The sequence below is a fragment of the Streptomyces sp. MI02-7b genome (assembly GCF_033793585.1).
GTDB lineage: Bacteria > Actinomycetota > Actinomycetes > Streptomycetales > Streptomycetaceae > Actinacidiphila.
Window position 1 is genome coordinate 53444 of the sequence record NZ_JARAWX010000012.1, and the last position, 25848, is coordinate 79291.

Sequence of the window (25848 nt, forward strand, 5' to 3'; positions counted from 1 at the left end):
TCGCACCAGGTGCGGGGGCCGTCCCTGTTGCGGGGGGTTGCTGTGCGAGCAGGTTTTTCCCCCGCCCGCCCGCCCGGGTGCCCCGTGAAGTCACGCGCCCCGGCGCGCGTGTGGAGTGGGCCGGGTGCGGGGCCTCCGGGGCTGCACGTCCTGGACTGGGATATTTACGCGCGTTTCCAGCACTTGCTCATCCCGTCCCTGCCCGGATGGTGCGCACAAATATCCCGCAGCGTCCAGAACATCCACCCTCCCCCAGCCTCCGGCCGGGGGTGCCCCCAACTCCCCCGCCCCCTCCGTCTCGTATCGCGCCTGATCCCCGGTGGGGGTATGGGGGCGGTCCGGGTGACCCCGGTTGCCTGAATCCCCCCGGTGTGTGGGCGGTGACGGCTGCGCCCTCGGACGGCGCCGCGCCAACGGTGGCCCGAGCACGGTGCCGCCTCTACTCCCCCCACCGGGGATCAGGCGCATGACGAAACGGAGGGGGCGGGGGAGTTGGGGGCACCCCCGGCCGGAGGCTGGGGGAGGGTGGGCGTTCTGGACTGTGGAGCATATTTGGGTGCACAACCCGGGGTGATCAGTTGAGAGCGCCCGAGGCACCGAAATGTGCTGTCCAGAATGCCCAGCCCCGGAGGCCCCGCACCCGGCCCCCACGAAACGCGCGCCGGGGTCACTGACTTCACAGGGCCGGGGGCACCCCCGGCCGAAGGTTGGGGGAGGGCGGGAGGGCGGGGAAAAAACCTACCCGGACCGCCAGCGCAGCGTCACGCGGCCGACACCCGCACCCCCCGCCGCCACACGGCGGAAACCAGCGGCACCCCCGGCCGGTACGCAAGATGAACATGCGAAGGCGCATCCAGCAGCACCAGATCCGCCCGCGCCCCCGGCGCCAGGTGCCCGACGTCCTCGCGCCGCAGGGCCCGCGCCCCGCCCCACGTGGCCGCCCGCACCGCCTCGTCCGGGGTCATCCCCATGTCACGCACGGCCACGGCCACGCAGAACGGCATCGAGCTGGTGAAGGAGGAGCCGGGGTTGCAGTCCGTGGACAGCGCGACCGTGACCCCCGCGTCGAGCAGCCGGCGGGCATCGGGGTAGACCGCGCGGGTGGAGAACTCGGCGCCGGGCAGCAGGGTGGCCACCGTGCGGCCGCTCGCGAGGGCGTCGACGTCGGCGTCGGTGAGGTGCGTGCAGTGGTCGGCCGAGGCCGCGTCCAGTTCCACGGCGAGCCGCACACCGGGGCCGTGACCGAGCTGGTTGGCGTGGACGCGCGGGACCAGGCCGCGGGCGGCGCCCGCGGTCAGGATCGCGCGGGCCTGGTCGCCGTCGAACGCGCCGCGCTCGCAGAAGACGTCGACCCAACGCGCGTACGGGGCACAGGCGTCGAGCATCGGGCCGGTGACGAGGTCGACGTACCCGGCCGGGTCGTCGGCGTACTCGGGGGCGACGATGTGCGCGCCCAGGTACGTGACCTCGTCGGCGTGGTCGCCGGCGATGCGCAGCGCGCGGGCCTCGTCGTGCGGGGTGAGGCCGTAGCCGGACTTGGTCTCGATGGTCGTGGTGCCCTGGCGCAGCGCCTCGGCGACGTAGCGGGCGACGTTGGCGTGCAGTTCCTCGTCGCTCGCGGCGCGGGTGGCGGCGACGGTGGTGCGGATACCGCCCGCGGTGTACGCCTGGCCGGACATGCGGGCGTTGAACTCGCGGGTGCGGTCGCCGGCGAAGACCAGGTGCGAGTGGGAGTCGACGAAGCCGGGGAGCACGGCCCGTCCGGCCGCGTCGTACGCCTCGTCGGCGGCGGGCGCCTGCGCGCTGGGGCCGACCCAGGCGACGTGCTCCCCGTCGATGACGACGGCGGCGTCCTCCAGCAGCCCGAGCGGCCCCTCGCCGAGCGCCGGGTCGTTGGTGACCAGGCTTCCGATGCCGGTGATGACGCTGCTGCTCATGACGGGTTTCCTTCATCGGCGAGTTCGGCGGTGCCGGCGGAGAGGTCCGCGATCGCGGCGCGGAGCGCGCCGCCCACGTCGCGCACGAACTGGTGCGAACCGTCGCGGACGATGTGGCGGCCGCCGACCACGGTGTGCCGGACGTCGGCGTTGGTGGCGGCGAAGACCGCCGTCTCCGCGCCGAGCCCGGGCGGCGGGCCCGCGGTGCGGGCGGAGTCCAGGGCGACGGTGGTGAAGTCCGCGAGCGCGCCCGGCTCCAGCCGGCCGCCGTCCGGCCAGCCGAGGCAGGCGTGACCGTCGGCGGTGGCCGCGCCCAGGAGCGCGGCGGCCGTCCAGTGGCCGCGGGTGCGGGTGCGCAGGCGCTCGTCGAGCTCCATCGCGCGCGCCTCCTCGAACAGGTCGATCACCGCGTGGCTGTCGCTGCCGAGGCTGAGCGGGCTGCCCGCCTCCTGCAGCGCCCGGGCGGGGCCGATGCCGTCGGCGAGATCGCGTTCGGTGGTGGGGCACATGCAGATCGTCGTGCCGGAGCCGCCGAGCAGCGCGATGTCCTCGGCGGTGAGATGCGTGGCGTGCACGGCCGAGGTGCGCGGGCCGAGCACGCCGTGGTCGGCGAGCAGCCGGGTGGGGGTGACACCGTGCGCGGCCTGGCACGCCTCGTTCTCCGCGGGCTGCTCCGACAGGTGCACGTGCAGTGGGGCCTCCCGCTCCCGCGCCCAGCGCGCGACGGTGCCCAACTCCCCCGCGGGGACCGCCCGCACCGAGTGCACGGCGGCACCGATCCGGACGTGCGGGCCGTCGCTCAGGGCGGACGCGCGCTCGGCCCAGGCTTCCGCGTCGCCGTCGCTGAAGCGCAGTTGGTGCGGCTCGGGGGCGGCGCCGAAGCCCGAGGACAGGTAGACGGTGTCCAGGAGCGTGATGCGGATGCCGGCCTCGTGGGCGGCGGCGATCAGCGCCTCCCCCATCGCGTTGGGGTCGGCGTAGGGCGCGCCCCCGGGCCGGTGGTGGACGTAGTGGAACTCGCCGACGCAGGTGATGCCGGCCAGTGCCATCTCCGCGTACACCGCCTTGGCGAGGGCGAAGTAGTTCTCCGGCGTGAGCCGCCCGGCGACCGCGTACATCACCTCCCGCCAGGTCCAGAACGTGCCCGCGCCCGCCTGCACGGTGCCGCGCAGCGCCCGGTGGAAGGCGTGGCTGTGGGCGTTGGCCAGGCCCGGCAGGGTCAGCCCGGGCAGCGTGATCGCGCCCACCGGTGGAGCCGGGACGTCGGTGCGCACCGCGCCGATCCGGCCCTCGGCGGTGGTCTCCACGACCACGCCCGGGGTCACCCGGCCGCCGGTCCAGGCGTACTCGGCCCAATAGCTCTGCGGGGTCAGTGACACGCCAGGCCCTCCAGTACGTCGGCGAGTGCGGTCACCCCGGCCAGGCAGTCGTCCTCGGTCGCGGTCTCCGCCGGGGAGTGCGAGACCCCGGTGGGGTTCCGTACGAACAGCATGGCGGTCGGGACCGCCTCGGAGAGGATGCCGGCGTCGTGTCCCGCGCCGGTCGGCAGCACGGGCACCGTCCCCCCGCCGTCGGCGGTGGTACTCCCGCCGAGCAGCTTGGCGAGCCCGTCGCGCAGGTCGTGGGCGAACTCCACGACCGGGGTGAACGACTCGCGGGTCACGCTGACCGCGACGCCGTCGCGCTCACCCTGCTCCACCGCGGCGTGCTCGATCTCCGCGACGAGTCCGGCGAGGGTCGCCTCGTCGGGCGCGCGGGAGTCCAGCCATCCGCGGACCAGGGAGGCGATGGCGTTGACACCGTTCGGCTCGACACCGACCTTGCCGAAAGTGGCCAGCGCCCCGGCGAGCCGGGCCCTCTCGCGGGCCGCGAGCACGGTGCCGGCGTACGTCAGCATCGGATCGTGGCGGTCGTCCAGGCGGGTGGTGCCCGCGTGGTTGGCCTCGCCGTGGAAGTCGAACCGCCAGCGGCCGTGCGGCCAGATCGCCGAGGCGACGCCCACCGCGTGCGGCGTGTCGGCGAGCGCCCGGCCCTGCTCGACGTGGAGTTCGACGAACGCGCCGATCCGGGCGAGGCGTTCGGGGTCGGGGCCGATCGCCTCCGGGTCGTACCCGGCGCGTTCCATGGCCTGCGCGAGGGTGACGCCGTCGCCGTCGCGCAGTGCCCGCGCCTTCTGCGCGGTGAGCTGCCCGGCGGTGAGCCGGGAGCCGACGCACGCCAGCCCGAAGCGGGCGCCCTCCTCGTCGCCGAAGTTGACGATCGCCAGCGGCTTCGCCGGGCGGGCGCCCCGGGCGCGCAGTTCGTCCAGGGCCGCCAAGGACGACACCACGCCGAGCGGTCCGTCGAAGGCGCCGCCGTCCGGGACCGAGTCCAGGTGCGAACCGGTGACGACGGCGTCCCCCGCGGCGGGGTCGCCGAGCCAGGCCCACTGGTTGCCGTTGCGGTCCACCTCGTACGCCAGGCCGCGGCTCTCCGCCTGCGCCTGGAACCAGGCGCGGCAGTCGGTGTCCGCGCCGGTCCAGGCGTAGCGGCGGTAGCCGCCGGAGCCGGAGTCGCGGCCGATCGGCCGCAACTCCGTCCACATCTCGTGGAACGAGGCGATCACGCCTCCCCGCCTTCCGCGCCCTCGCGCATCGGGACGCGCACGCCGCGCTCGGCCGCGACCTCCTCCGCACGGTCGTAGCCCGCGTCCACGTGCCGGATGACGCCCATGCCCGGGTCGTTGGTGAGCACGCGGCGGATCTTCTCGCCCGCCAGCTTGGTGCCGTCGGCGACGGTGACCTGGCCGGCGTGGATGGAGCGGCCGATGCCGACGCCGCCGCCGTGGTGGATGGAGACCCAGGACGCGCCGGAGGCCACGTTGACCATGGCGTTGAGCAGCGGCCAGTCGGCGATCGCGTCGGAGCCGTCGAGCATGGCCTCGGTCTCGCGGTACGGGGAGGCGACGGAGCCCGCGTCGAGGTGGTCGCGGCCGATGACCACCGGGGCGGCCAGGGTGCCGTCGGCGACCATCTCGTTGAAGCGCTCGCCGGCCTTGTCGCGCTCGCCGTAGCCGAGCCAGCAGATCCGGGCGGGCAGGCCCTGGAAGTGGACGCGCTCGCCGGCCATCTTGATCCAGCGGGCCAGGGACTCGTTCTCCGGGAAGAGTTCCAGGATCGCCTTGTCGGTCTTGGCGATGTCGGCCGGGTCACCGGACAGCGCGGCCCAGCGGAAGGGGCCCTTGCCCTCGCAGAACAGCGGGCGGATGTAGGCGGGGACGAAACCGGGGAAGGCGAACGCGCGCTCGTACCCGGCGAGTTGCGCCTCGCCGCGGATGGAGTTGCCGTAGTCGAAGACCTCGGCGCCGGCGTCCTGGAAGCCGACCATCGCCTCGACGTGCTTGGCCATCGCCTCGCGGGCCCGCTGGGTGAACTCGGCGGGCTTCTCGGCGGCGTAGGAGGCCATGTCCTCGAAGTCGACACCGATCGGCAGGTAGGCCAGCGGGTCGTGCGCGGAGGTCTGGTCGGTGACGATGTCGATCGGGGCGTCCATGGCCAGCAACTGCGGCACGAGCTCGGCGGCGTTGCCGAGCACGCCGATGCTGAGCGCCTTGCGCCGGTCGCGCGCCTCGGTCGCCAGCGCGAGGGCGTGGTCCAGGGAGTCGGCGCGCACGTCCAGGTAGCGGTGCTCGATGCGGCGCTCGATGGCGCGCGGGTCGACGTCGATGCAGATGACGACGCCGCCGTTCATGGTGACGGCGAGCGGCTGGGCGCCGCCCATGCCGCCGAGGCCGGCGGTGAGCGTGATGGTGCCCGCGAGGCTGCCGCCGAACTTCTTCTCCGCGACGGCGGCGAAGGTCTCGTACGTGCCCTGCAGGATGCCCTGGGTGCCGATGTAGATCCACGAACCGGCCGTCATCTGGCCGTACATGGTCAGGCCCAGCGCCTCCAGGCGACGGAACTCCTCCCAGGTGGCCCAGTCGCCCACGAGGTTGGAGTTGGCGATGAGCACGCGCGGCGCCCACTCGTGGGTCTGCATCACGCCGACCGGGCGACCGGACTGGACGAGCATCGTCTCGTCCTGCTTCAGCCCCTGCAGGGTGCGGACCATCGCGTCGAAGGACCGCCAGTCGCGGGCGGCCTTGCCGGTGCCGCCGTACACGACGAGCTTCTCGGGGTGCTCGGCGACCTCCGGGTCGAGGTTGTTCTGCAGCATGCGCAGCGCGGCTTCCTGCTGCCAGCCCTGTGCGGTGAGCGCGCTTCCGCGCGGTGCGCGCACGGTCCTCGGTCCGCTGCCGGTTGCGGTCATGCCCCTGCCTCCTCGCGACTGGATTGAATCATTCACATCCTTGCCTGGTGAATAGCCCCAGTCAACCGGGTCTGTTCCCCTGAGGGAATTGTCCGCCCGCGTCACCATGGAGGCATGAGCCAACGGGCGAACGCCCTGCGCGCCGCCGTCGAGCAGGGGCTGGTCGGACCGGAACGGCCGGTGGCCGGCCTGCTGGACCTCGACGGGATCCGCGCCTCCGCGGCCGCCCTGCGGGACGGCTTCGCGACGCCCGGTGTCGAGGTCACGCACACCTTCGCCGTCAAGGCCGCCTCGCTCGTACCAGTGCTGCGCCTGCTCGCGGAGGAGGGCATCGGGGCCGAGGTCGCCAGTCCCGGGGAACTCGCGCTGGCGCGGGCGGCGGGCGTGCCACCGGACCGCGTCGTGCTGGACTCCCCCGCCAAGACGCCCGCCGAGCTCGCCGAGGCCCTCGCCCTCGGTGTCGCCGTCAACGCCGACAACTTCCAGGAACTCGCCCGGCTGGACCGGCTCGTGCGGCCGGGGACCACCGCGCCCCTCGGGCTCCGCGTCAACCCCCAGGTCGGCGGCGGCACCATCGGCGCGATGAGCACCGCGACCGCCACCTCGAAATTCGGCGTCGCCCTGCGCGACGAGGGCGCCGCCGACCGGGTCGTCCGGGCCTTCCTCGACCGCCCCTGGCTCACCCGCCTCCACACGCACACCGGCTCGCAGGGCGTCCCCCTGGACCTCATGGCGGCCGGCGTCCGCGCCGCGTACGAACTCGCCGAGCGGATCAACCACGAGGCCGGCCGGCAGCAGGTCCGCGTCATCGACATCGGCGGCGGCCTGCCGGTGGACTTCACCTCCGACGACGCGCGGCCCACCTTCGCCGAGTACGCATCGGTGCTGCGGGCCACCGCCCCCGGGCTCTTCGACGGGCGCTACGGGCTGGTCACCGAGTTCGGCCGCGCGCTGCTGGCCCGGCACGGCACGGTCCTCGCGCGCGTGGAGTACGCCAAGTCGGCGGGCGGCCGGGCCATCGCGGTCACCCACGCCGGCGTGCAGGTCGCCACCCGCACCGTCTTCGCCCCCGGGGCGTGGCCGCTGCGTGTGCTGGCGCTCGACGGCAAGGGCCGCCCGAAGCAGGGCGACCCCGTCCTCCAGGACATCGCCGGCCCCTGCTGCTTCGCGGGCGACCTCGTCGCCTCCGCCCGCGCCCTCCCCCTGCTGGAGGAGGGCGACCACGTCGCCCTCCTCGACACGGGCGCGTACTACTTCTCCACCCACTTCGCCTACAACTCCCTGCTGCGCCCCGCCGTCCACGGCCACACCGGCGACCCCCCGCGCTTCCGCACGCTGCGCCGCGCCCAGACCCTCGCGGAACTCGTCACCGAGTCCGGCGGCTGAGCGGCGCGAGGCTTCCCCGGGCGACGGATGCCCCGCATCCAGGGCCGCGCAGGCCCCGGCACCCGTACCGCACCTGAACCACGGGCACGGAGACCGGGCCCACGGCAGTTCCGCACGCCCATCGGGGCCGGGACGGCCCGGCCGGTGCCTGCCCGGCTGTGTGGCTGCCCGGCTGTGTGGCTGCCTGGCTGTCGCAAGCGGAACGGGCCAACGCGCCGCGCAGCCGGGCAGGCCGGACCGGGCACGTCATCAGACGGAGCCCTCGACCCGTCCCGGTCCCGCAACGCGACACCGCACTGGCGCACATCGCCGGAACACCCACCCCTCCGGCGGCAGGACGGCCGCACAGCACCGCCGCCGCGAGCCGAACCCGCGCACGTCGCCCGACGGGGAGGCCCGGGCCGCGCCCGTACCGCGTCCGCCCGCGGCGCAGCCGCGTCAGCGGGCGGCGGCGGGGAGGCGGCGGCGGGTGCCGCCGGGGCCGGCGTCGCCGGCGACGGGGCCGGTGGCCTCGTACGAGGGGACGGACGGTGCGGCCGGGCCGCGGCCGGCGTGCTCGGGGCGGACCCAGAGCAGTTCGTCGTGCGCACGCTCCCAGCGGCCTATGCCGACCGCCTTGGCCCACAGGCCCGCACCGAGGCCCGCGAGCAGCATCCCGGCGGCCGCCGGGACGGCGACGCTGGAGGCCAGGGCGACGGCGAAGGCGCCCAGCAGCCACCAGCGGCGCGAGCGCGCCCAGCCGCGGGCCGTGACCCGGCGGTCCTGGAGGTACACGGACCGGGGGGCACGCCCCGCCTGCCCGGCCAGCGCCACGTACCGCCGCCGCCGGACGAGGAAGGCGGCGAAGGCGGCCACCACGAACAGGGCGGCGCCGCCGAGGACACCGATGCGCCGCCCGGTCAGGCCGGGGAGGAAGACCCCGATCCCCGCCGCGACGACGCCGAGCCACCACAGCCAGCGCGCCGCCGCCCGCACCAGAACCGCGACCCTCGCCAGCACATACGTTCCGCGTACCACGTCCTGCCCCTCCTCCGCGCTCCGCCGGATGTCGAGGAGGGAGATTACTCGGCGAACATCAGAATTCCGTGAGGAGAACTCACTCCACGAAAAGACCCGCGGCCGCCGCCTTCGCGTCGAACTCCTCCAGCCGTGCCTGGGCGTCCGGCAGCCCGTCGCACATGGCCTCCAGCAGCACCCGCCCCAGCAGCATGGGGGCGCACGCGGTGTCGAAGGCGAGGCCCGTGCCCACCGCCGCGGGAAGCAGGATGTCGGAGTGCGCCGCGACCGGCGCGAAGGCGCTGTCGGCCACGGTCACGACGGTCAGACCCGCCCCGCGGGCGTACGCGAGCGCCTCGACCACCTCGCGCGGGTGCCGCGGCAGCGCGAAGCACAGCAGTGCGCTCGCGCCGGCCAGCACCGCCGCGTCGACGCGGTCGGCGAGCATGCTGCCGCCCTCGTCGAGCAGGCGCACGTCGGGATGGACCTTGCCCGCGAAGTAGCCGAAGCCCCGCGCCTGGGCGGCGGCCGCGCGCAGGCCGAGCACGAGCAGCGGGCGGGACCCGGCCAGCAGCGCCCCGGCACGGGCGACGGGAGCCGGGTCGGCGAGGAGCGCCGCGAGGTGCCGCAGGTTCTCGATCTCGGCCTGGACGGCCTCCTGGTACTCGTTGTACGTGTCGCCGGCCGGCCGCCCCTCGGGCACCGCGACGGGCACGACCTCCCGCAGGTGGCGGCGGAGGGCGGGGTAGCCGTCGAAGCCGAGGGCGACGGCGAAGCGGGTCACGGAGGGCTGGCTGACCCCGGCCAGCTCGGCGACCTCGACGCTGGACAGGAAGGGCGCGTCGGCGGCGCGCCGCACCAGGCAGTGGGCGATCCGGCGCTGGGTGGGCGTGAGGCGGTGGGCCTCGAACAGCTTCATCAGACGCGCCGACGCGGTGTCGTTGTCCGTCGACATCTGGCCTCTCCCCGTCCGGTTCCCGCTGTTCCCGCTGTTCCCGCTGCTCCGCGGTTCCCGCTCTTCCGGCAAGCCTGCCATGCCTGCCCGCCCGCGGACCTACGCGGGCGGCAGCAGCTTCTTCTGCGGCTTGCCCATGGCGTTGCGCGGCAGTTCGGCCAGGAAGCGCACCTTGCGGGGGCGCTTGTGCACCGACAGGTGCCCGGCGACGAAGTCGATCAGTTCCCGCTCGGTCGTCCCGTCGGCGACGACGTACGCCACGATCTCCTGGCCGAGATCCGCGTGCGGGACGCCGACCACCGCGGCCTCCCTCACGGCGGGGTGGTCCAGCAGCGCGTTCTCGACCTCGCCGGCGCCGATCCGGTAGCCGCCGGACTTGATCAGGTCGGTGGAGGCCCGGCCGACGATCCGGTGCATGCCGTCCGGGTCGACCGCCGCGATGTCACCGGTGCGGAACCAGCCGTCCTCGGTGTACGACGCGGCGGTGACCTCGGGCCGTCCGAGGTATCCGTCGAAGAGCGTCGGGCCGGTCAGCTGAAGTTCCCCGATCTCCTCGCCGGGCTCGGCCGCGATCCGGGTGCGGACCCCCGGCAGCGGCAGGCCGACGGAACCGGGGCGCCGCTCGCCGGAGGCGCGGGTGCTCACCGTGATCAGGGTCTCCGTCATGCCGTAGCGCTCGACGGGCCGCTGCCCGGTCAGCGCCTCCAGGTCCCGGAAGACCGGCGCGGGCAGCGGCGCGCTGCCGGACACCAGCAGCCGGGCGCCGGCGAGCGCCTTCGCGGCCTCCGGGTCGGCGGCCACGCGGCCCCAGACGGTGGGCACGCCGAAGTACAGGCTGCCGCCCGCCTCCGCGTACGCCCGCGGGGTAGGGCGCCCGGTGTGGACGAGGCGGCTGCCGGTGCGCAGGGCTCCGAGCACGCCGAGCACGAGTCCGTGCACGTGGAACAGCGGCAGGCCGTGGACGAGGGTGTCCAGCGCGGTCCACTCCCACGCCCCGGCGAGCGCGTCGAGGTCGGCGGCGATCGCGCGGCGCGGGACGAGGACGCCCTTGGGGGCGCCGGTCGTGCCGGAGGTGTAGAGCACGAGGGCGGTGGTGTCCGGGCCCGGTTCGGGGCCGTCGAAGGCGCGGGCCTCGGCGAGGTCGACCGGGGGCGCCTCGACCGCCCCGGAGTCCGTGAGGATGTGACCGCGTTCGGCCGGGCCGGCGTCGGGCGGCACCGGCACCACCGGCACACCCGCGAGCAGCCCGCCGACGACCGCGACGACGGTCTCCAGGGTGGCGGTGGCGTGCACGGCCACCGCCGGCGCCCCGGCGATCCGCCGCGCCACGGCCCCGGCCGCGGCCAGCAGCCGTTCGCGGGAGGTGGCCGCCCCCGCGACGACGAGCGCGTCGGGGCGGTCGCCGTGGTCGTCGTACAGCGCGGTCAGCAGGGGCCGGGATGCGGTCACGGCACGACCCTACTGGGGAGGGGGGAGCACCCCTGAGAAGGTTCGGGGGTTTCCCCCAGTGCCACGGCACGCCGTCCTCCGTACGGTGGCGTCATGGACGCCCGCGACCCAGAGCTGAAGAAGGAATTCGCCGCCACCCTTCAGGCGCGCAAGGACCTCGGTGAGGAGTACGAGTCGGCACTCGTCGACTCCTTCCTGGAGAAGATCGACCAGCGCATCGACGCCCAGGTCGAGCGGCGTGTGCGCCGTGAACTGGCGGAGCACCAGACGGCGTTCGCCCGCGCCGGCCGCCAGGTCGGTCCGCGCGGGAGCGACGAGGGCCGCGGCCGTTTCGGCGCCCGCTACGGCTTCGCCGGCTTCTCCCTCATCATGGCCATCCCGCTCTCGGCCATCGGCGCCAGCGAGCACCTGCCGGGTCTGCTCATCGCCTGGGCCGGGATCGTGGGCGTCAACGTCGCCCAGTCCATGGGGTGGCTGTTCACCGAGCGCGAGCAGGAGCGGCGCGCCCGCCGCAGGAACGCGGACGCCTGGGAGGACTGACCCCTGGCGTCAGTCCGCGAGCAGCGCCACGACGCGCTTCGCCGCCGTCTCGTCGCGGGCCGCCGCGAACTGCTGCGGCCCGCCCGCCATGCGGAAGGGCAGCCCGTCCGCGGACAGGACCGTGCCGCCCGCCTCGGCGACGAGGAGGACGCCCGGGGAGTGGTCCCAGGGGTTGTCGTAGGCGTACGTGGCCGCGTCGAGCCGGCCCAGGGCCACGTCGAGGTAGTCGCAGCCGGCAGAACCGCTCGCGCAGGGCTTGATCCCCTGCCCGGCGCCGAGGTCGTACAGGGCCCGGTGCTGGTGGGGGGTGAGGTTGGCCGGGCGGGCCCCGGCGACCAGCAGCACCTCGTCCGGGCCGCTCCCGACGGCCGGCAGCCGCAGCGGGCGCCCGCAGGCCCGCGCGCCCGCGCCGCGCCGCGCGGTGGCCAGGACACCGTCGACCGGCCGGTACACCCAGCACGCCAGCAGCTCGCCGCCTGCGGCGAGCGCGACCTGGGTGACGAAGGAGGCGTCGCCGCGGACGAAGTTGGAGGTGCCGTCGACCGGGTCGATGATCCAGACCGGGTCCTCGCCCAGCCAGGCGTCCAGGAGCCCGGGGTCGGCGTGCACGGCCTCCTCGCCGATCACCGCGGAGCCGGGGAGCAGTGCGGTGAGCGTCCGGGTGAGGCGTTCCTCGACCCGGCGGTCGGCGATGGTGACCAGGTCCTGCGGCCCCTTCTTCTCACTGATGTCGCCCGCGGCGAGCCTCCCGAAGCGGGAGAGCGCCTCCTCGTCGGCGACGGCGCGTACGGACTCCTCGACGGCGGCGAACATCTGTGCGTTGATCACGCGGTCTGCTTACCAGAAGAGCGGCCCGCGCTTGCACGCGGGCCGCTCTTGGACGCATTGCGCGGGGACCGCCGCACCCCCGGTTGCCCGGGGGGCGGGACGACGGCGGTCCCCGCGAGGGACGCGGGCCCGGTCAGGGCCTGGCCTCACGTCCTGGGGTCACCAGGGAAGTCCGGGAGCCGCTCCGGAGGTCCTTGGCGCCACATCCAGCTGTCGGCGGGCCGGTCCGGGACTTCCCGCCCGTCCTGCTGACACCGACCAATCTGCCGGAGCCGTGTTAAGACCGTGCTGCGCTGACGTGACGCGGGTGTACCACTTCCGCGAAACCCTGGTCGCTCCCGGCGGAGCGCCCCCGGGGTGCGGTCACTTGGCGGTCTCGGCCAGGAAGGCCAGCAGGTCCTGCCTGCTCACGACGCCCGTGGGCTTGCCCTCGACCAGCACCACGGCCGCGTCGGCGGTGCCGAGGACGGCCATCAGGTCGGCGACCGGCTCGCCCGAGCCGACCTGCGGCAGCGGCGCGCACATGTGCCGCTCCAGCGGGTCGTCGAGGGTGGCGCGCTGGGTGAACAGCGCGTCCAGCAGCTCGCGCTCCACGACGGAGCCGATGACCTCGGCGGCCATGACGTCGGGGTGGCCGGCGCCCGGCTTGACGATCGGCATCTGGGAGACGCCGTACTCGCGCAGCACCTCGATGGCCTGGCCGACGGTCTCCTCGGGGTGCATGTGCACCAGGTGCGGCAGGCCGCCGTCCTTGCGGTCCAGGACGTCGGCGACGCGGCCCTGGCCGCCGCCCTCCTCCAGGAAGCCGTAGTCGGCCATCCACTCGTCGTTGAAGATCTTGGACAGGTAGCCGCGGCCGGAGTCCGGCAGCAGCACCACGACCACGTCGTCCGGGCCGAGCCGCTCGGCCACGCGCAGCGCCGCGACGACCGCCATGCCGCAGGAGCCGCCGACCAGCAGGCCCTCCTCCTTGGCCAGGCGCCGGGTCATCTGGAAGGCGTCCTTGTCGGAGACGGCCACGATCTCGTCGGCGACGGTGCGGTCGTACGCGGTGGGCCAGAAGTCCTCGCCGACACCCTCGATCAGGTAGGGGCGGCCGCTGCCGCCGCTGTAGACGGAGCCCTCGGGGTCGGCGCCGATGACCTGGACCCTGCCGTCGGAGGCGTCCTTCAGGTACCGGCCGGTGCCGGAGATGGTGCCGCCGGTGCCGACGCCCGCCACGAAGTGCGTGATCCGCCCCTCGGTCTGCTCCCACAGCTCGGGACCGGTGGAGTGGTAGTGCGAGGCCGGGTTGTTGGGGTTGCTGTACTGGTCCGGCTTCCAGGCGTTCGGGATCTCGCGCACCAGGCGGTCGGAGACGTTGTAGTACGAGTCGGGGTGCTCGGGGTCCACGGCGGTGGGGCAGACCACAACCTCGGCCCCGTAGGCGCGCAGCACGTTGATCTTGTCAGTGGACACCTTGTCGGGGCAGACGAAGACGCACTTGTAGCCCTTCTGCTGGGCCACGATCGCCAGTCCCACGCCCGTGTTGCCTGAGGTCGGCTCCACGATCGTGCCGCCCGGCTTGAGCTCGCCGCTCTTCTCCGCGGCCTCGATCATGCGCAGCGCGATCCGGTCCTTCACCGAGCCGCCCGGGTTGAAGTACTCGACCTTGGCCAGGACGGTGGCCTGGATCCCTGCGGTCACGCTGTTGAGCCTCACGAGCGGGGTGTTGCCGACGAGGCTGATCATCGAGTCGTGGAACTGCACCATTGTCTCCGGGTTCTCCGAGATTGTGAGGCCAGGGTAAGCGGTTTTCGCGCGCCGGGCCGCCCCCTGGGGAGGCGGCCGCCGCACGCTTCACATTGGTGTTACGTACGCCCCGGTAGGTCCGGATGTAGAGTCGCACCGTGGCGCGATCACGACACGTCGCACCTACGACACCGGGCCTGTGAAACCGGGGGGTGAGCCATGACCGAACGGCACCCGAAGCGCACCGGGGCCGGCACGGACACCGCCGACTACGCCGCCGCGCTGAGCGGTCTGGCCGCGGTGGAGTCCGGCCTCGCCGCCGTACGCGAGCGGCTCACCGCACTCGCCGCCGCCCGTCCGTCACGACCGGCCGAACCGGTGATGCCCGGCGGCATCGCCGAGGTGGTCCACGGCGAGGCCGAGCAGCAGCACATCGTCGAGCAGCTCCAGCGCGAGGCGCGCAAGGAGGTGCTGACCTTCGTGCGGCCGCCCTACGTCTCCTCCGAGGGCAACATCGTCCAGAAGGAGCGGCTGGCCTCCGGGGTCGAGTACCGCTCGCTGTACGAGACGACCGCGCTGGTCTACCCGGGTGCCGCCGACATGCCCGGCTTCGTCGAGCCGGGCGAGCTGGCGCGGGCCGCGCCGACCGTGCCCATGAAGCTGATGATCGTCGACGCGGAGCGGGCCCTGCTGCCGCTGTCCGGCGGCCGCGACCGGTCGGTGGTCTCCTCCGCCGGGCTGCTGCTGCTGCATCCGTCCGTGCTGGTGGACGCCCTGCTGGAGCTGTTCGAGGACCGCTGGCTGCGCGGCACGCCGCTGCGGATGCCCGCGGTGGGCGACGCGGAGGACGACCCGGAGTTCCCCGGCTCCCCCGAGCTGGACGAGCAGCTGCTCTCCCTGCTGATGTCGGGGCTGCCCGACAAGGCGATCGCCTCGCAACTCGGCATATCCCTGCGCACGCTGCAGCGCAGGATCCGCTCGCTCATGGAGTCCACGGGCACCGCCAACCGCACCCAGCTGGCCTGGTTCGTGGCGCAGCAGCGCCTGACCTGACGACGGTTGCGCCGGGCATCGGACGGGGCAACAAGGTGTTGTAAGCAATGCGGGCCGACGGGGGCCCGTGCGCGGCACGGGAGGTGGACCTTGTCCAGGGCAAGGGTGGCGCGGCGGATCGCGACGGCCGCCGCGTACGGAGGAGGCGGGATCGGGCTCCTGGGCGGAGCGGCGGTCGGCCTGGTGCTGACCGAGGCCGCGCTCGCCCGCCGCGTTGTCGGCGGCTCGGACGCCATCCCCCCGCGCGCGGGCGGCCACTACGGCGCCGCCTTCGCGTTGAGCAGCAGCGAACGCCCCCTCGTGCTGGCGCTCACGGGCGACTCGACGGCGGCGGGCCAGGGCGTCCACCGGGCGAGCCAGACGGTCGGGGCGCTGCTCGCCTCCGGCCTGGCCGCGGTGGCCGAACGTCCGGTGCGGCTGGTCAACGTCGCCAACCCCGGCGCGAAGTCCGACGACCTGGCCCGCCAGGTCGATCTTCTGCTGGCCCCGGACGCGGGCCCCACGCCCGACCTGTGCGTGGTGATGATCGGCGCGAACGACGTGACCCGGCGGATGCCGCTGGCGGTGTCGGTGCGGATGCTGTCCGACGCGGTGGGGCGGCTGCGCGAGGCGGGCGTCGAGGTGATCGTGGGCACGTGTCCCGACCTCGGCTCGGTCGAGCCGGTCTACCAGCCGCTGCGGTGGATCGCCCGCCGGCTGAGCCGGCAGCTGGCCGCGGCGCAGACCATCGCGGTGGTCGGGCTCGGCGGCCGTACCGTGTCGCTGGGCGACCTCCTGGGGCCCGAGTTCGAGTCGCGGCCGCGCGAGATGTTCGGCCCGGACAACTACCACCCCTCCGCGGAGGGGTACGCGACCGCCGCCATGGCGATGCTGCCGACCCTGTGCTCCGCGCTCGGGCTGTGGCCCGAGGATGACGAGCGGCCTGACGCGCGCCGCGGCGAGGGCTTCATGCCGGTCGCCCAGGCCGCCGCGGAGGCGGCCGGCGAGGCCGGCACCGAGGTCGCCGCCGCTTCCGGCAGTGTCTCCGGTCCCCGCGGCCGCTGGGCCCTCCTCAAGCGGCGCCGTCGCCGCCGTCTGCCCGACGCCGCCGATCCCACGCTCGCCGCCGAGGCGGCCGAAGCCGCCGCGGCGGCTGCCGAGGCCGCCCAGAACTGACGCCCGGCCCCGCAAGGGCCCCCGGGCGGGCCTCAGCGGGGCTGGTTGAAGCGCAGCAGGTTGCCCGAGGGGTCGCGGAAGGCGCAGTCGCGAACGCCGTAGGGCTGGTCCATCGGCTCCTGGAGGACTTCCGCGCCCGCCGCGCTGATGCGCTCGAAGGTCGCGTCGCAGTCGGGGGTCGAGAAGATGACGGCGCGGAGCATGCCCTTGGCCATCAGCTCCGACATCGCCTGCTTGTCGGCGGGCGAGGCGTTGGGATTGGCGAGCGGCGGTTCCAGCACGATGCTGACGCCGGGCTGCGCGGGTGAGCCGACGGTGACCCAGCGCATGCCCTCGAAGGAGACGTCGTTGCGGACCTCCAGGCCCAGGACGTCGCGGTAGAAGGCGAGTGCCTTGTCATGGTCGTCGACGGCGATGAAGCACTGTGAAAGCGTGATGTCCATGGGCCTCACGCTAGGCCCTGACGCCGCATCCGCTCCTCCGGCCGCGGCTGGAAGGTTCCGCCCTGTGCGGTGTGCGCCGCACGACGGGGAGCCGTCAGCCGTTCTCGTGGCCGGCCCGCTCGGACGACGCGGCCACTCCCCCGGCCGGGAGCGGGGCGACTACCTGGGCCCGGGAGGGGCCGGCCGCACCGTTCCTGACGGGGCGGGTGAACATCTTGGCCACGCACGCCGGGATCGCCGCGCCGTGCGCGTGGTCGCGTGCGCGGTACGCGCTCGGGCTCTCGCCGACCAGTTCCGTGAAACGGGTGCTGAAGGACCCCAGCGAGGTGCAGCCGACGGCGAAGCACACCTCGGTGACCGACAGGTCCCCGCGCCGCAGCAGTGCCTTGGCGCGCTCGATCCGGCGGGTCATGAGGTAGCTGTACGGCGTCTCGCCGAACGCGGCCCGGAAGCTGCGCGCGAAGTGACCGGTGGACATCAGGGCGCCGCGGGCCAGCGCGGGCACGTCCAGGGGGTCCGCGTAGTCGCGGTCCATCGCGTCCCGTGCCTGCCGGAGCCGTACCAGGTCCTCGGAGTTCACCCGGACAGCATCCCATGGCCGCCACGGGCTAAGCGGGCGCTCAGAAAGAGGCCCGTGTCACAGCGCACAGGAGGTGACTGGGTGCACTACGGACAGGTAACTTCCCCAGGAGTACAGCCGTTCCGACGCCGCCTCGACGAGGAGTCGCGATGCCCGAAGCCGTGATCGTCTCTGCCGCCCGCTCCCCCATCGGCCGGGCCGTGAAGGGGTCCCTGAAGGACCTGCGCCCCGACGATCTCACCGCCACCATCGTCCAGGCGGCGCTGGCGAAGGTCCCGCAGCTCGACCCTCGGGACATCGACGACCTGATGCTCGGCTGCGGCCTGCCCGGCGGCGAGCAGGGCCACAACCTGGGCCGGATCGTGGCCGTGCAGATGGGCATGGACCACTTGCCGGGCTGCACCGTGACGCGCTACTGCTCCTCCTCGCTGCAGACGACCCGGATGGCGCTGCACGCCATCAAGGCGGGCGAGGGCGACGTCTTCATCTCCGCGGGTGTCGAGACGGTCTCCCGCTTCGTCAAGGGCAGCTCCGACGGCATGCCCGGCACCCACAACCCGCTCTTCGCGGAGGCCGAGGCCCGCACCGCGGCCCGCGCCGGGCAGGGCGGGGGAGAATGGCACGACCCGCGCGAGGACGGCCTGGTCCCGGACGCGTACATCGCGATGGGCCAGACCGCGGAGAACCTGGCGGCGCTCAAGGGCGTCACCCGCGCCGAGCAGGACGAGTTCGGCGTGCGCTCGCAGAACCTGGCCGAGGAAGCCATCAAGAAGGGCTTCTGGGAGCGCGAGATCACCCCGGTGACGCTGCCCGACGGCAGCGTGGTCTCCAAGGACGACGGCCCCCGCGCCGGCGTCACCCTGGAGGGGGTGCAGGGCCTGAAGCCGGTCTTCCGTCCCGACGGCACCGTCACCGCCGGCAACTGCTGCCCGCTGAACGACGGCGCGGCCGCGCTGGTCGTCATGAGCGACACCAAGGCCCGCGAGCTCGGCATCACCCCGCTCGCCCGCGTGGTGTCCACCGGCGTGTCCGGCCTGTCCCCGGAGATCATGGGCCACGGCCCGGTCGAGGCCTCCCGCCAGGCCCTCAAGCGGGCCGGGATGTCCATCGGCGACATCGACCTGGTCGAGATGAACGAGGCCTTCGCCGCGCAGGTCATCCCGTCCTACCGGGACCTGGGCGTCGACATCGACCGCCTCAACGTCAACGGCGGCGCGATCGCGGTCGGCCACCCCTTCGGCATGACCGGCGCCCGCATCACCACCACGCTGATCAACTCGCTGCAGTGGCACGACAAGCAGTTCGGCCTGGAGACGATGTGCGTCGGCGGCGGCCAGGGCATGGCCATGGTCATCGAACGTCTGTCGTAACGCCCGCGCGCGTGTCCTAAGTCGCAATCGAACCGCCCCCGGGATGTGACCTTCCCCCGGGGGCGGTCGTTTGCCCAGGTCAGGGGTGCAGCACTCGGCCGTCGCCAGACTTTGGACCTACTCATATCGTGACGTTCCGCACTGCAGAGGCCATGGATTTGAGTGCACAGTGGTGTGTACAGGGGGCCAGGCTCGGGAAAGCACAGTCGGGAGTACGCCAGTGAGCGCCATGTTCCTCGTCCTGCTGACGGGTGCGGCAACCGCCGTGGCCGCCGGCTCCGCCGCGCTGTTCGCCACGCGCGGCGTCCGTCGTGACGTCGCCGCCCTGCGCACGGACCTGGCGGCGGCCACTGCCGCACACGCCGCCGTGCCGGCCGCGCGCACGGCCGCGGAGACCCCCGGCGTCGAGGCCATACGGACCGCTGTCGCGGAAGCCCTCGCCGACGAGCGCGAGCGGGAGCTCGCCGAGGCGCGGGCCTTCTGGGCCGCGCAGGAGGCGCCCCTGGCCTACGGCACCGGCGAGGCGGGCGACGCCGTCGCCGACGCCCAGCTCGACGTCCAGATCTTCGGCGGCACCGGCTTCGGCACGGGCGCCGCGGGTGCGGACTACGAGGTCCTGCCGTACGGCCCGTTCCTGCCCCGCCAGGCGGACCTGACCGGCCTGGAGTCCGGCCCCGTCGGCCCGGTGCCCTTCCGGCACCCCTCCGACCCGGACTTCGCCGCGCCGGCCCCGGTCGTGGCCAACCAGGAGCAGACCGCCGAGCGTCTCGGCGAGCTCGCCGACCTGCGGATGCCGCTGGCCGACGTACGGCCCGGCCCGCTCGGCACGCTGGACGTGTACGTCTTCGCCGACGGCACCACGCTCTGCATGACCCCGGGCGACCGCGAGACCGCGGACCGGCTCTGCGACGCCCTGGACAGCGGTGAGTCCCCAGTCCTGCTGGGCGGCTCCGCGGTCGCCGGCGGCTACGCGCTCACCTTCACCTTCGGCGAGGAGTCGGTGTACGTCCTGGCCGACCGGGTGGTCGCCTCCCTCTGACCCCGCCTACAGACCCCAGCGCGAGGCCGTGTCCCGGATCCGGGCCACGGCCTCGTCGCGTACCCGCGCCAGGTCGGGGCGCGGCTCCAGCGCCGCGGCGAGCTCGTGCGCGGCCACCGCGATCTGGTCCCCGACGGCGAAGATGCCGTCGTCCGGCATCACCAGCGGCTCCCGCCCGGGGAACTCGATCCGCTGCGCCCGCGCGGCCAGCTCACGGGCGAGCGCGAGCCCCGCCGCCGCCGGCTCACCGCGCAGCCTGCTCTGCGGCAGGGAGCGGTAGCGTCCGGCCAGGGTCCCGGCGGCCTCGCGAAGCGTCGTACAGTCCAGCACGGCCGGGAGCCTACCCGGTACGTACACAGAACCGAGCGCGTTGCACTGTTGCCATCGGGAGAAGCCTCAGGCACGGTGGGGTGACCGGAACGCATACCGGAGGCGCCGATGTCCCAGACCTTCTCTGAAGAGACCCACCGGAACCTGCTCTCCCACATCCCGAACTGCACCGGCCGCGAGATCGGCGAATGGCTTCGCACGGTCGACGACGGGCCCGCCTTCCTCCGCTTCGAGGAGAAGGTCAGCTGGCTGCGCAGCGAGCACGACCTGTCCTACGGACACGCCAAGGCGATCGTCCACGAGTACGACCTGAGGCGCGCCGCCAGAAGGCTCGGCTAGCGACCTCCCCCGCACATGCGAACGGGCCCCGAAAGGCACTGCCTCCGGGGCCCGTTGAATGCCGGTGTCCGCTCGGCTAGTCGTCGCCGCGCAGGATCGCGATGAGGCGCAGCAGCTCCAGGTAGATCCAGATGAGGGAGAGGGTCAGGCCGAAGGCCGCCCACCATGCCTCGTTGGCCGGGGCGCCGTAGCGCACCCCGTCCTCGATCTCCTTGAAGTTGAGCGAGAGGAAGAAGGCGCCGAGCAGCACGCCGATGATGCCGACCGCGATGCCGAGGCCGCCGCTGCGCAGGCCCAGCCCGTCACCGCCGCCGAACGCGGAGGCGATCAGGTTGATGACGATCAGGATGAGGAAGCCGATGGCGATCCCCATACCGATGCGGTAGTAACGCCGGGTGACCCGGATGAGCCGGGTGCGGTACGCCACCAGCATGCCCGCGAAGACCGCCATGGTGCCGAGCACCGCCTGCACGGGGGCGCCGCTCCAGGCCGTGTTGTACATCTCGCTGATGATGCCGAGCGCGATGCCCTCGAACGCCGCGTAGCCCAGGATGAGGCCCGGGACCGGCCGGCGCTTGAACATCTGGACCATGTAGAGGACGAAGGCCACCAGGCCGGCGCCGCCCGCGAGGGCATAGCTCTTCGGGCTGACCGGCAGGACGAACCACGCCAGCAGCGCGCCGACCACGACCGTGCCCAGGGTGATCGCCGTCTTGGTGACGACGTCGTCCATCGTCATCCGCCCGGTCTGCGCCGGGGCGGTGGGCGGGGCCTGGTAGGTCGTCGTGTCGTACGGGTTGGTCCCGGCGTACGGGTTCCCGCCCGCGTACGGGCTGCCCTGCGTCTGCGGCTGAGCGCCACCGAAGCCCGCGTAGCCCTCGCCGCGGGAGAACCCCCGCCGGGAGAAGACCGGGTTGCTGCTCCTCATCTGTCACTCCTCCATGGCCGCGCGATACGGCTTCGCACCAAGAGTAATGGCATGGCAAAGCGGGCGGTCTAGTCCTCAAGGAGGATCTTCTTCCGTTCTTAACGCGGATGCCGCCTACGGGAGTGGGCCGTGCGGGTGAAACACGCGCCGTGACGACGGAGGAGCCCCGGGGCGCGATCGCCCCGGGGCTCCGTCGTCGGCGCGTCAGCGCGTCGGCGTGTCAGGCGTCACTCAGTGGCGCGCGAGGACCTGGCGCAGCACGTCGTAGACGTAGGTGTTGGCGTGCTTGCCGGTGAAGCGGTCGGACAGCGGGCCGGCCGCGGTGACGGGCACGTCCACACCGGTGTGACCGGAGGTGGTCCAGTCGATGTAGAAGCTCTTCTCGCTGCCGCGGATGCTGAACGGACCGTCCTCGGTGGAGATGCCGGTGCCGGACTCGTCGGCGGCGTCCGACTCCTCGACGGCCAGGCCGCCGGTCTCGTGGTCGCCGGTGACGACCAGCAGGGTGTCGGAGTGGGTGGCGACGTACGCACGGGCCACGGCCACGGCCTTCTCCAGCTCCTGCATGGACTGCAGGGCGCGGGTGGCGTTGTTGGAGTGCGCGAACTCGTCGGTGCCCTCCTCCTCGACCATGAGGAAGAAGCCCTTCTTGTTCTTGTCCAGCGTGCTCAGGGCCTTGCTGGTCATGGTGGAGAGACCGACCACCGGGCTGTACACGTCGCCCTGGCCCTCGGGACGCTGCTGGAACATCTCCTCGTTGGCGAAGAGACCGAGCAGCTTGCCGCCCTTGGCGCGGCTGAGCTGGTCCGCGCTGGTGACGTAGGAGTAACCGGCCTTCTTGGCCTTCTTGATGAGGTCGCCCTTGGTGCCCTTGCTCGCCTCGGACGGGTCCTCGACGGGCTGGTCCTTGAACGCGCCGGCGCTGCCCGCGGGCAGCCACCAGTCCTCGCCACCGCCCAGGATGACGTCGGGCTTGCTGACCTCGATGTACTGGCGCGCGATCTCGTCCTGTGCCGAACGGTTGGCGGTGTTCGAGAAGAACGCCGCCGGCGAGGCGTCGGTGACCTGCGCGGTGGTGACCAGGCCGGTGGCCTTGCCGGCCGCCTTGGCCTGCTGGCCGAGGGTGGCGAGCGGGTTGCCGTCCACGTCGACGCTGATGGCGCCGTTGTAGGTCTTCTCACCCGTGGCCCACGCGGTCGCGGCGGCGGCCGAGTCGGTGATGACGGCCTTCGGGTCGTCCGGCTCGGTGGTCAGCTGGCCCGAGACGGGGAGCTTGTCCATGGCGAGCTGGCCGTTCAGGCCCGTGAAGTGCAGACGGGCGGCCTGGCGCAGAGCCGCGCCCATGCCGTCGCCGTTGATGAAGATGACGTTCTTGGCAGTCGGGGCCTTCGCCGCCTGCGGCGCCGAGGCGGAAGCGCCCAGCGTCGGGTTGACCACCATCGTGACGACCGCGGCGGCTATGGCAGCAGCCGCGGGAGCGGCGAACCGCCGGGCCCTACGAGCATCCAGGGACACAACGTCCTCCGTTGAAGTTCTTGCCCATTACTTGACCGCGACCATAGGAGCCTCCGGGGGGAGGTTGACCAAAAGCAGATGACCAGCACACAACGAGAACTCCAGGGACTGGTGAAGAAGCAGGCCCGCACTTGTCCGTACAGGTCGCACGGGAGGAACCCCCGACGGGTCCGGCGCCGCGCCGGCCGCTCGCCGCGCGCACGGGACCGGCACACCCCGGCACGGCCCGGGTGGGGGACCACGGCCCCTGCGGGCGGGGCTTGACGTCCGGCCTCCGGGAGCCGGCCGCCTGGCGTGCCGGACGGCGGCCGGGCGGGAGTCCGGCGGCCGGCCGACGGCTGCGTGCGGATGCGCGCGGCTCGGAGTGCGGGTGCGGGGCCCGGCCGGGGCGGACGCCACCACCTCGCGGCCACCACGGGCTTTACCGCGGCCTTGCCCGCCGCATACCGGGGGCGGGACGACTCATGGGCCGGGGCGGTCCGCGGAGGCGTGGTCGGCCGGGATGAGGCGGCCGCGGCCGGCCAGGCGGAAGAGGAGCACGAGCGAGGGAAGGATCAGGAGCCCCGCCACGATCGCGACCCCGACCGTCACCCACAAGGTGGCGTTCGGCGCCGCCGCTTCGGGGATCTCCACATGGGTGCCGAGGAGATAGGGGTACTGGGCGACACCCCACCCGAGGACGATCAGGGCCACCGCGGCGGCGGCCGTCGCCCGCAGGCCCGAGGTCCTGGTGCCGCGCAGCATGACCATGCCGGCCACGCCGCACAGCGCGGCGACCAGGACCAGGGGCAGCGCGCGGTGGCTGAGCTGGTGGAAGAGCCGGGGGGCGTCGTGCCGGAGCACGAAGATGCCCGCGATGCTGACGGCTCCGGTCAACAGGCCGGCGAGCAGTGCCCGGTCGCGGAAGTACCGCGCGAGGCCGGGCTCGTGCTGCCGCCCGGCGGCCACGTGCAGGTAGACCGCGGCCAGGTAGGCGCAGACCAGGACGGCCAGGACTCCGCCGAGGACGGAGGTGGGGTTGAGCCAGCTGGTGATCGCGTCCCCGTTGCCGCCGGCGGGCACCCGTCCGGAGGCGATGCCCCCGGCGATGGAACCGAAGCAGTACGGGGCCAGCAACGACGACAGGGCGAAGGCGGCCCCGTACACGCGCTGTTCCGGCGTGCGCAGGGAGGCCTTGCGGAAGGCGAACCCCGCCCCGCGCAGGACGATGCCGAGCGCCGCGAGCCCCAGCGGCACGTAGAGGGTCGTGGTGATGGCGGTGAAGGCGGTGGGGAAGCCCGACCAGAGGAACACCAGGCAGTACACGAGCCAGGTGTGGTTGGCCTCCCACACCGGGCCGAGCGAGGTGTCGATCAGGTGGCGCGGTCGCCTGCCCCGTTCGGCACCGCCCGCCGTCAGGTCCCAGAAGCCCGCCCCGAAGTCGGCACCGCCGAGCACGGCGTAGGCGATGACGCCGATGAACAGGAAGACGGCGACGAGTTCGGGCATCACTGCCCCGATCCCACGGTGACGCCCGCGCGGTCCGGGCCGGAACCGGGGCCGTAGGGGACGTCCACCGTGTCGTCGCCCTCGGCCTGCCAGCGGCGCTTCATCGACAGCAGCACCCCCACGGCGCTCGCGCCGACCGCCACGTAGATGGCGAGGACGGCCCCGAAGAACGGCCACAGGTTCCCCTGGGTGGTGACCGCGTCCCGGGTCAGGAGGTACCCGACGACCGTCCAGGGCTGGCGGCCCAGTTCCGTGACGACCCATCCGGTCTCCAGGCACGCCACCGCGGCCAGGCCGCTGACCGCGCAGCACCGCAGGAACCAGCGCCGGCCGTCGACGCTGCGGTGCCGCCACCACAGCCAGGCGAACCACACGACCAGCAGCATCAGGACGGAGGACAGGCCGACCATGACGTCGAAGGCCAGGTGCACGGTGCTCACGGCCTGGTCGGAGGGGCGCACGGCCGGCGGGATGGCGTCCAGCCCGGCGATCCTGGTGGACGGGCGGAACGCGGCCAGCAGCGAGGCCACGTCGGGAAGGGGCAGGCCGTAGCGGACCTCGCCGTCGACGAGGATGCCGCCGAGGGTCTCGGGGACGTGGGTGCCGGTGGACGGCAGGAGTTCGATCGCCGCGAACTTCGCGGGCTCCGCCTCGAAGACGTACCGGGCGATCGTGTCCCCGACAACCATCTGGAAGGGCAGCACGACGGCCGCGGTGACGAACCCGATGAGGAACCCGAGCCGGTGGTAGCGGGAGGTCCGGCCGCGCAGCATGCCCACCGCGTAGACGCTCGCCACCGCGAAGCCGGCGACGATGTAGGCGGCGAGCAGCATGTGGAGCATCTCCCACCAGAAGGCCCCATTGAAGAAGACCTCGGCCGGGCGGACGGCGACCACCCGGCTGTCCCGCAGGGTGAACCCTCCGGGCTGGTTCATCCAGCTGTTCGCGGCGATCACGGCGGCCGCGCCGCCGATGCTCGACAGCGCCACGGGCACGCCGGTCCAGAAGTGGGCCCACGGCGGCATGCGGTCCCAGCCGTAGATGTAGATCGACACGAAGATCGCCTCGAGGAAGAAGAAGAGTCCCTCGATCGCGAAGGGGAAGCCGAAGGCGGCTCCGTACCGGCCCATCAGGCCCGGCCACAGGATGCCGAGCTCGAAGGAGAGGACCGTGCCGGTGATCGCCCCCACGGCGAACAGCACCGCGGCCACCTTGGACCAGCGCCGGGCCAGCAGCAGGGCGTCCCGGTCGCCGCGGCGCAGTCCGCGGTGGTTCGCGACGAGCATCAGCGTGGTGAGCGCGACACCGAAGGGCACCAGGATGATGTGGAAGCCCAGGGTGAAGGCCATCTGCTGACGCGCCGGCAGGAGCTGGTCGGGGTCCCCCGCGGCGGCGAGACTCCGCACGGCGTCGAGGACGGGGGTCACGAGTGGCCCCACCGGTGGACTGTCACCATGCATCACCCTGGAGGTATTCGTCCGGTTATGTGGTGACACACA

The 25848-nt window shown here is 73.4% G+C and carries 23 protein-coding genes; 7 read left to right on the forward strand and 16 right to left on the reverse strand.

Features of this window, described 5'->3' with window-relative positions; genetic code table 11:
* Positions 1-761 precede the first annotated feature (761 nt).
* Genes hutI through hutU form a run of 4 tightly spaced genes read right to left on the reverse strand, consistent with a single transcriptional unit; the run spans position 762 to position 6224 of the window.
* The gene (gene hutI / locus PV364_RS20880; RefSeq protein ID WP_319661644.1) at positions 762-1937 is read right to left on the reverse strand and encodes an imidazolonepropionase; all 1176 of its coding nucleotides are present in this window, start codon (positions 1935-1937) and stop codon (positions 762-764) included.
* On the reverse strand, positions 1934-3316 hold the full coding sequence (locus PV364_RS20885) for a formimidoylglutamate deiminase (protein ID WP_319661645.1): 1383 nt from the start codon (positions 3314-3316) through the stop codon (positions 1934-1936). Before PV364_RS20885 ends, hutI begins: the two co-directional genes overlap by 4 nt.
* Positions 3307-4521: an allantoate amidohydrolase gene (locus PV364_RS20890; RefSeq protein WP_415924582.1), complete on the reverse strand. Its 1215-nt coding sequence runs from the start codon at positions 4519-4521 to the stop codon at positions 3307-3309. The genes PV364_RS20885 and PV364_RS20890 overlap by 10 nt, the downstream gene beginning before the upstream one ends.
* Before the next feature lie 17 nt (positions 4522-4538).
* Positions 4539-6224: a urocanate hydratase gene (gene hutU / locus PV364_RS20895; RefSeq protein ID WP_319661647.1), complete on the reverse strand. Its 1686-nt coding sequence runs from the start codon at positions 6222-6224 to the stop codon at positions 4539-4541.
* A 114-nt stretch (positions 6225-6338) separates the two neighbouring features.
* Between hutU and PV364_RS20900 the strand changes: the two genes are divergently transcribed.
* Positions 6339-7610: a diaminopimelate decarboxylase gene (locus PV364_RS20900; protein WP_319661648.1), complete on the forward strand. Its 1272-nt coding sequence runs from the start codon at positions 6339-6341 to the stop codon at positions 7608-7610.
* A 438-nt stretch (positions 7611-8048) separates the two neighbouring features.
* Here the strand turns inward: PV364_RS20900 and PV364_RS20905 are convergent, their stop codons facing one another.
* The 3 genes from PV364_RS20905 to PV364_RS20915 all read right to left on the reverse strand — a co-directional run bounded on the left by PV364_RS20905 (position 8049) and on the right by PV364_RS20915 (position 10992).
* On the reverse strand, positions 8049-8627 hold the full coding sequence (locus PV364_RS20905) for a hypothetical protein (protein WP_319661649.1): 579 nt from the start codon (positions 8625-8627) through the stop codon (positions 8049-8051).
* Between the two features lie 79 nt (positions 8628-8706).
* Complete coding sequence (locus PV364_RS20910) at positions 8707-9561, reverse strand: MurR/RpiR family transcriptional regulator (RefSeq protein WP_319661650.1); 855 nt, start codon at positions 9559-9561, stop codon at positions 8707-8709.
* A 99-nt stretch (positions 9562-9660) separates the two neighbouring features.
* Positions 9661-10992 carry an acyl-CoA synthetase gene (locus PV364_RS20915; RefSeq protein ID WP_415924583.1) on the reverse strand — a complete coding sequence of 444 codons (1332 nt, stop codon included), beginning with the start codon at positions 10990-10992 and terminating at the stop codon, positions 9661-9663.
* A gap of 111 nt (positions 10993-11103) precedes the next feature.
* On the opposite strand from PV364_RS20915, the gene PV364_RS20920 reads away from it, so the two are divergent.
* Positions 11104-11550, forward strand: a complete 447-nt coding sequence (locus PV364_RS20920) for a hypothetical protein (protein ID WP_319661652.1) — start codon at positions 11104-11106, stop codon at positions 11548-11550.
* 9 nt (positions 11551-11559) lie between these two features.
* Here PV364_RS20920 and PV364_RS20925 read toward each other — a convergent pair whose 3' ends face one another.
* Both PV364_RS20925 and PV364_RS20930 read right to left on the reverse strand, forming a co-directional pair.
* A complete protein-coding gene (locus tag PV364_RS20925; RefSeq protein ID WP_319661653.1) occupies positions 11560-12378 on the reverse strand; it encodes an inositol monophosphatase in 819 nt (272 codons plus the stop codon).
* 363 nt (positions 12379-12741) lie between these two features.
* Entirely contained in the window at positions 12742-14127 is a 1386-nt protein-coding gene (locus PV364_RS20930; RefSeq protein ID WP_319661805.1) for a cystathionine beta-synthase, read from the reverse strand.
* 201 nt (positions 14128-14328) lie between these two features.
* On the opposite strand from PV364_RS20930, the gene PV364_RS20935 reads away from it, so the two are divergent.
* Positions 14329-15162: a helix-turn-helix transcriptional regulator gene (locus PV364_RS20935; RefSeq protein WP_319661654.1), complete on the forward strand. Its 834-nt coding sequence runs from the start codon at positions 14329-14331 to the stop codon at positions 15160-15162.
* 105 nt (positions 15163-15267) lie between these two features.
* Positions 15268-16317: an SGNH/GDSL hydrolase family protein gene (locus PV364_RS20940; protein ID WP_319661806.1), complete on the forward strand. Its 1050-nt coding sequence runs from the start codon at positions 15268-15270 to the stop codon at positions 16315-16317.
* A gap of 32 nt (positions 16318-16349) precedes the next feature.
* Here the strand turns inward: PV364_RS20940 and PV364_RS20945 are convergent, their stop codons facing one another.
* Together PV364_RS20945 and PV364_RS20950 are read right to left on the reverse strand one after the other, a co-directional pair.
* The gene (locus PV364_RS20945; protein ID WP_319661655.1) at positions 16350-16760 is read right to left on the reverse strand and encodes a VOC family protein; all 411 of its coding nucleotides are present in this window, start codon (positions 16758-16760) and stop codon (positions 16350-16352) included.
* A 94-nt stretch (positions 16761-16854) separates the two neighbouring features.
* Positions 16855-17295: a helix-turn-helix transcriptional regulator gene (locus tag PV364_RS20950; RefSeq protein WP_401978014.1), complete on the reverse strand. Its 441-nt coding sequence runs from the start codon at positions 17293-17295 to the stop codon at positions 16855-16857.
* A gap of 194 nt (positions 17296-17489) precedes the next feature.
* Between PV364_RS20950 and PV364_RS20955 the strand changes: the two genes are divergently transcribed.
* Positions 17490-18710, forward strand: coding sequence for an acetyl-CoA C-acetyltransferase (locus PV364_RS20955; RefSeq protein ID WP_319661657.1), 1221 nt, complete (start codon positions 17490-17492; stop codon positions 18708-18710).
* 229 nt (positions 18711-18939) lie between these two features.
* A complete protein-coding gene (locus tag PV364_RS20960; protein WP_319661807.1) occupies positions 18940-19749 on the forward strand; it encodes a hypothetical protein in 810 nt (269 codons plus the stop codon).
* 6 nt (positions 19750-19755) lie between these two features.
* Here PV364_RS20960 and PV364_RS20965 read toward each other — a convergent pair whose 3' ends face one another.
* Positions 19756-20079: a hypothetical protein gene (locus PV364_RS20965; protein WP_319661658.1), complete on the reverse strand. Its 324-nt coding sequence runs from the start codon at positions 20077-20079 to the stop codon at positions 19756-19758.
* Between the two features lie 108 nt (positions 20080-20187).
* Between PV364_RS20965 and PV364_RS20970 the strand changes: the two genes are divergently transcribed.
* The gene (locus tag PV364_RS20970) at positions 20188-20418 is read left to right on the forward strand and encodes a DUF4287 domain-containing protein (protein ID WP_319661659.1); all 231 of its coding nucleotides are present in this window, start codon (positions 20188-20190) and stop codon (positions 20416-20418) included.
* A 76-nt stretch (positions 20419-20494) separates the two neighbouring features.
* Here the strand turns inward: PV364_RS20970 and PV364_RS20975 are convergent, their stop codons facing one another.
* The 4 genes from PV364_RS20975 to PV364_RS20990 all read right to left on the reverse strand — a co-directional run bounded on the left by PV364_RS20975 (position 20495) and on the right by PV364_RS20990 (position 25698).
* Positions 20495-21346 (reverse strand): Bax inhibitor-1/YccA family protein, encoded by an 852-nt coding sequence (locus PV364_RS20975; protein ID WP_319661660.1) that lies wholly within the window; start codon positions 21344-21346, stop codon positions 20495-20497.
* 231 nt (positions 21347-21577) lie between these two features.
* Positions 21578-22786, reverse strand: a complete 1209-nt coding sequence (locus tag PV364_RS20980) for an alkaline phosphatase (RefSeq protein ID WP_415924584.1) — start codon at positions 22784-22786, stop codon at positions 21578-21580.
* Between the two features lie 537 nt (positions 22787-23323).
* On the reverse strand, positions 23324-24349 hold the full coding sequence (locus PV364_RS20985; protein WP_319661662.1) for a cytochrome d ubiquinol oxidase subunit II: 1026 nt from the start codon (positions 24347-24349) through the stop codon (positions 23324-23326).
* A complete protein-coding gene (locus PV364_RS20990; RefSeq protein ID WP_415924585.1) occupies positions 24349-25698 on the reverse strand; it encodes a cytochrome ubiquinol oxidase subunit I in 1350 nt (449 codons plus the stop codon). The genes PV364_RS20985 and PV364_RS20990 overlap by 1 nt, the downstream gene beginning before the upstream one ends.
* Between the last annotated feature and the right edge of the window lie 150 nt (positions 25699-25848).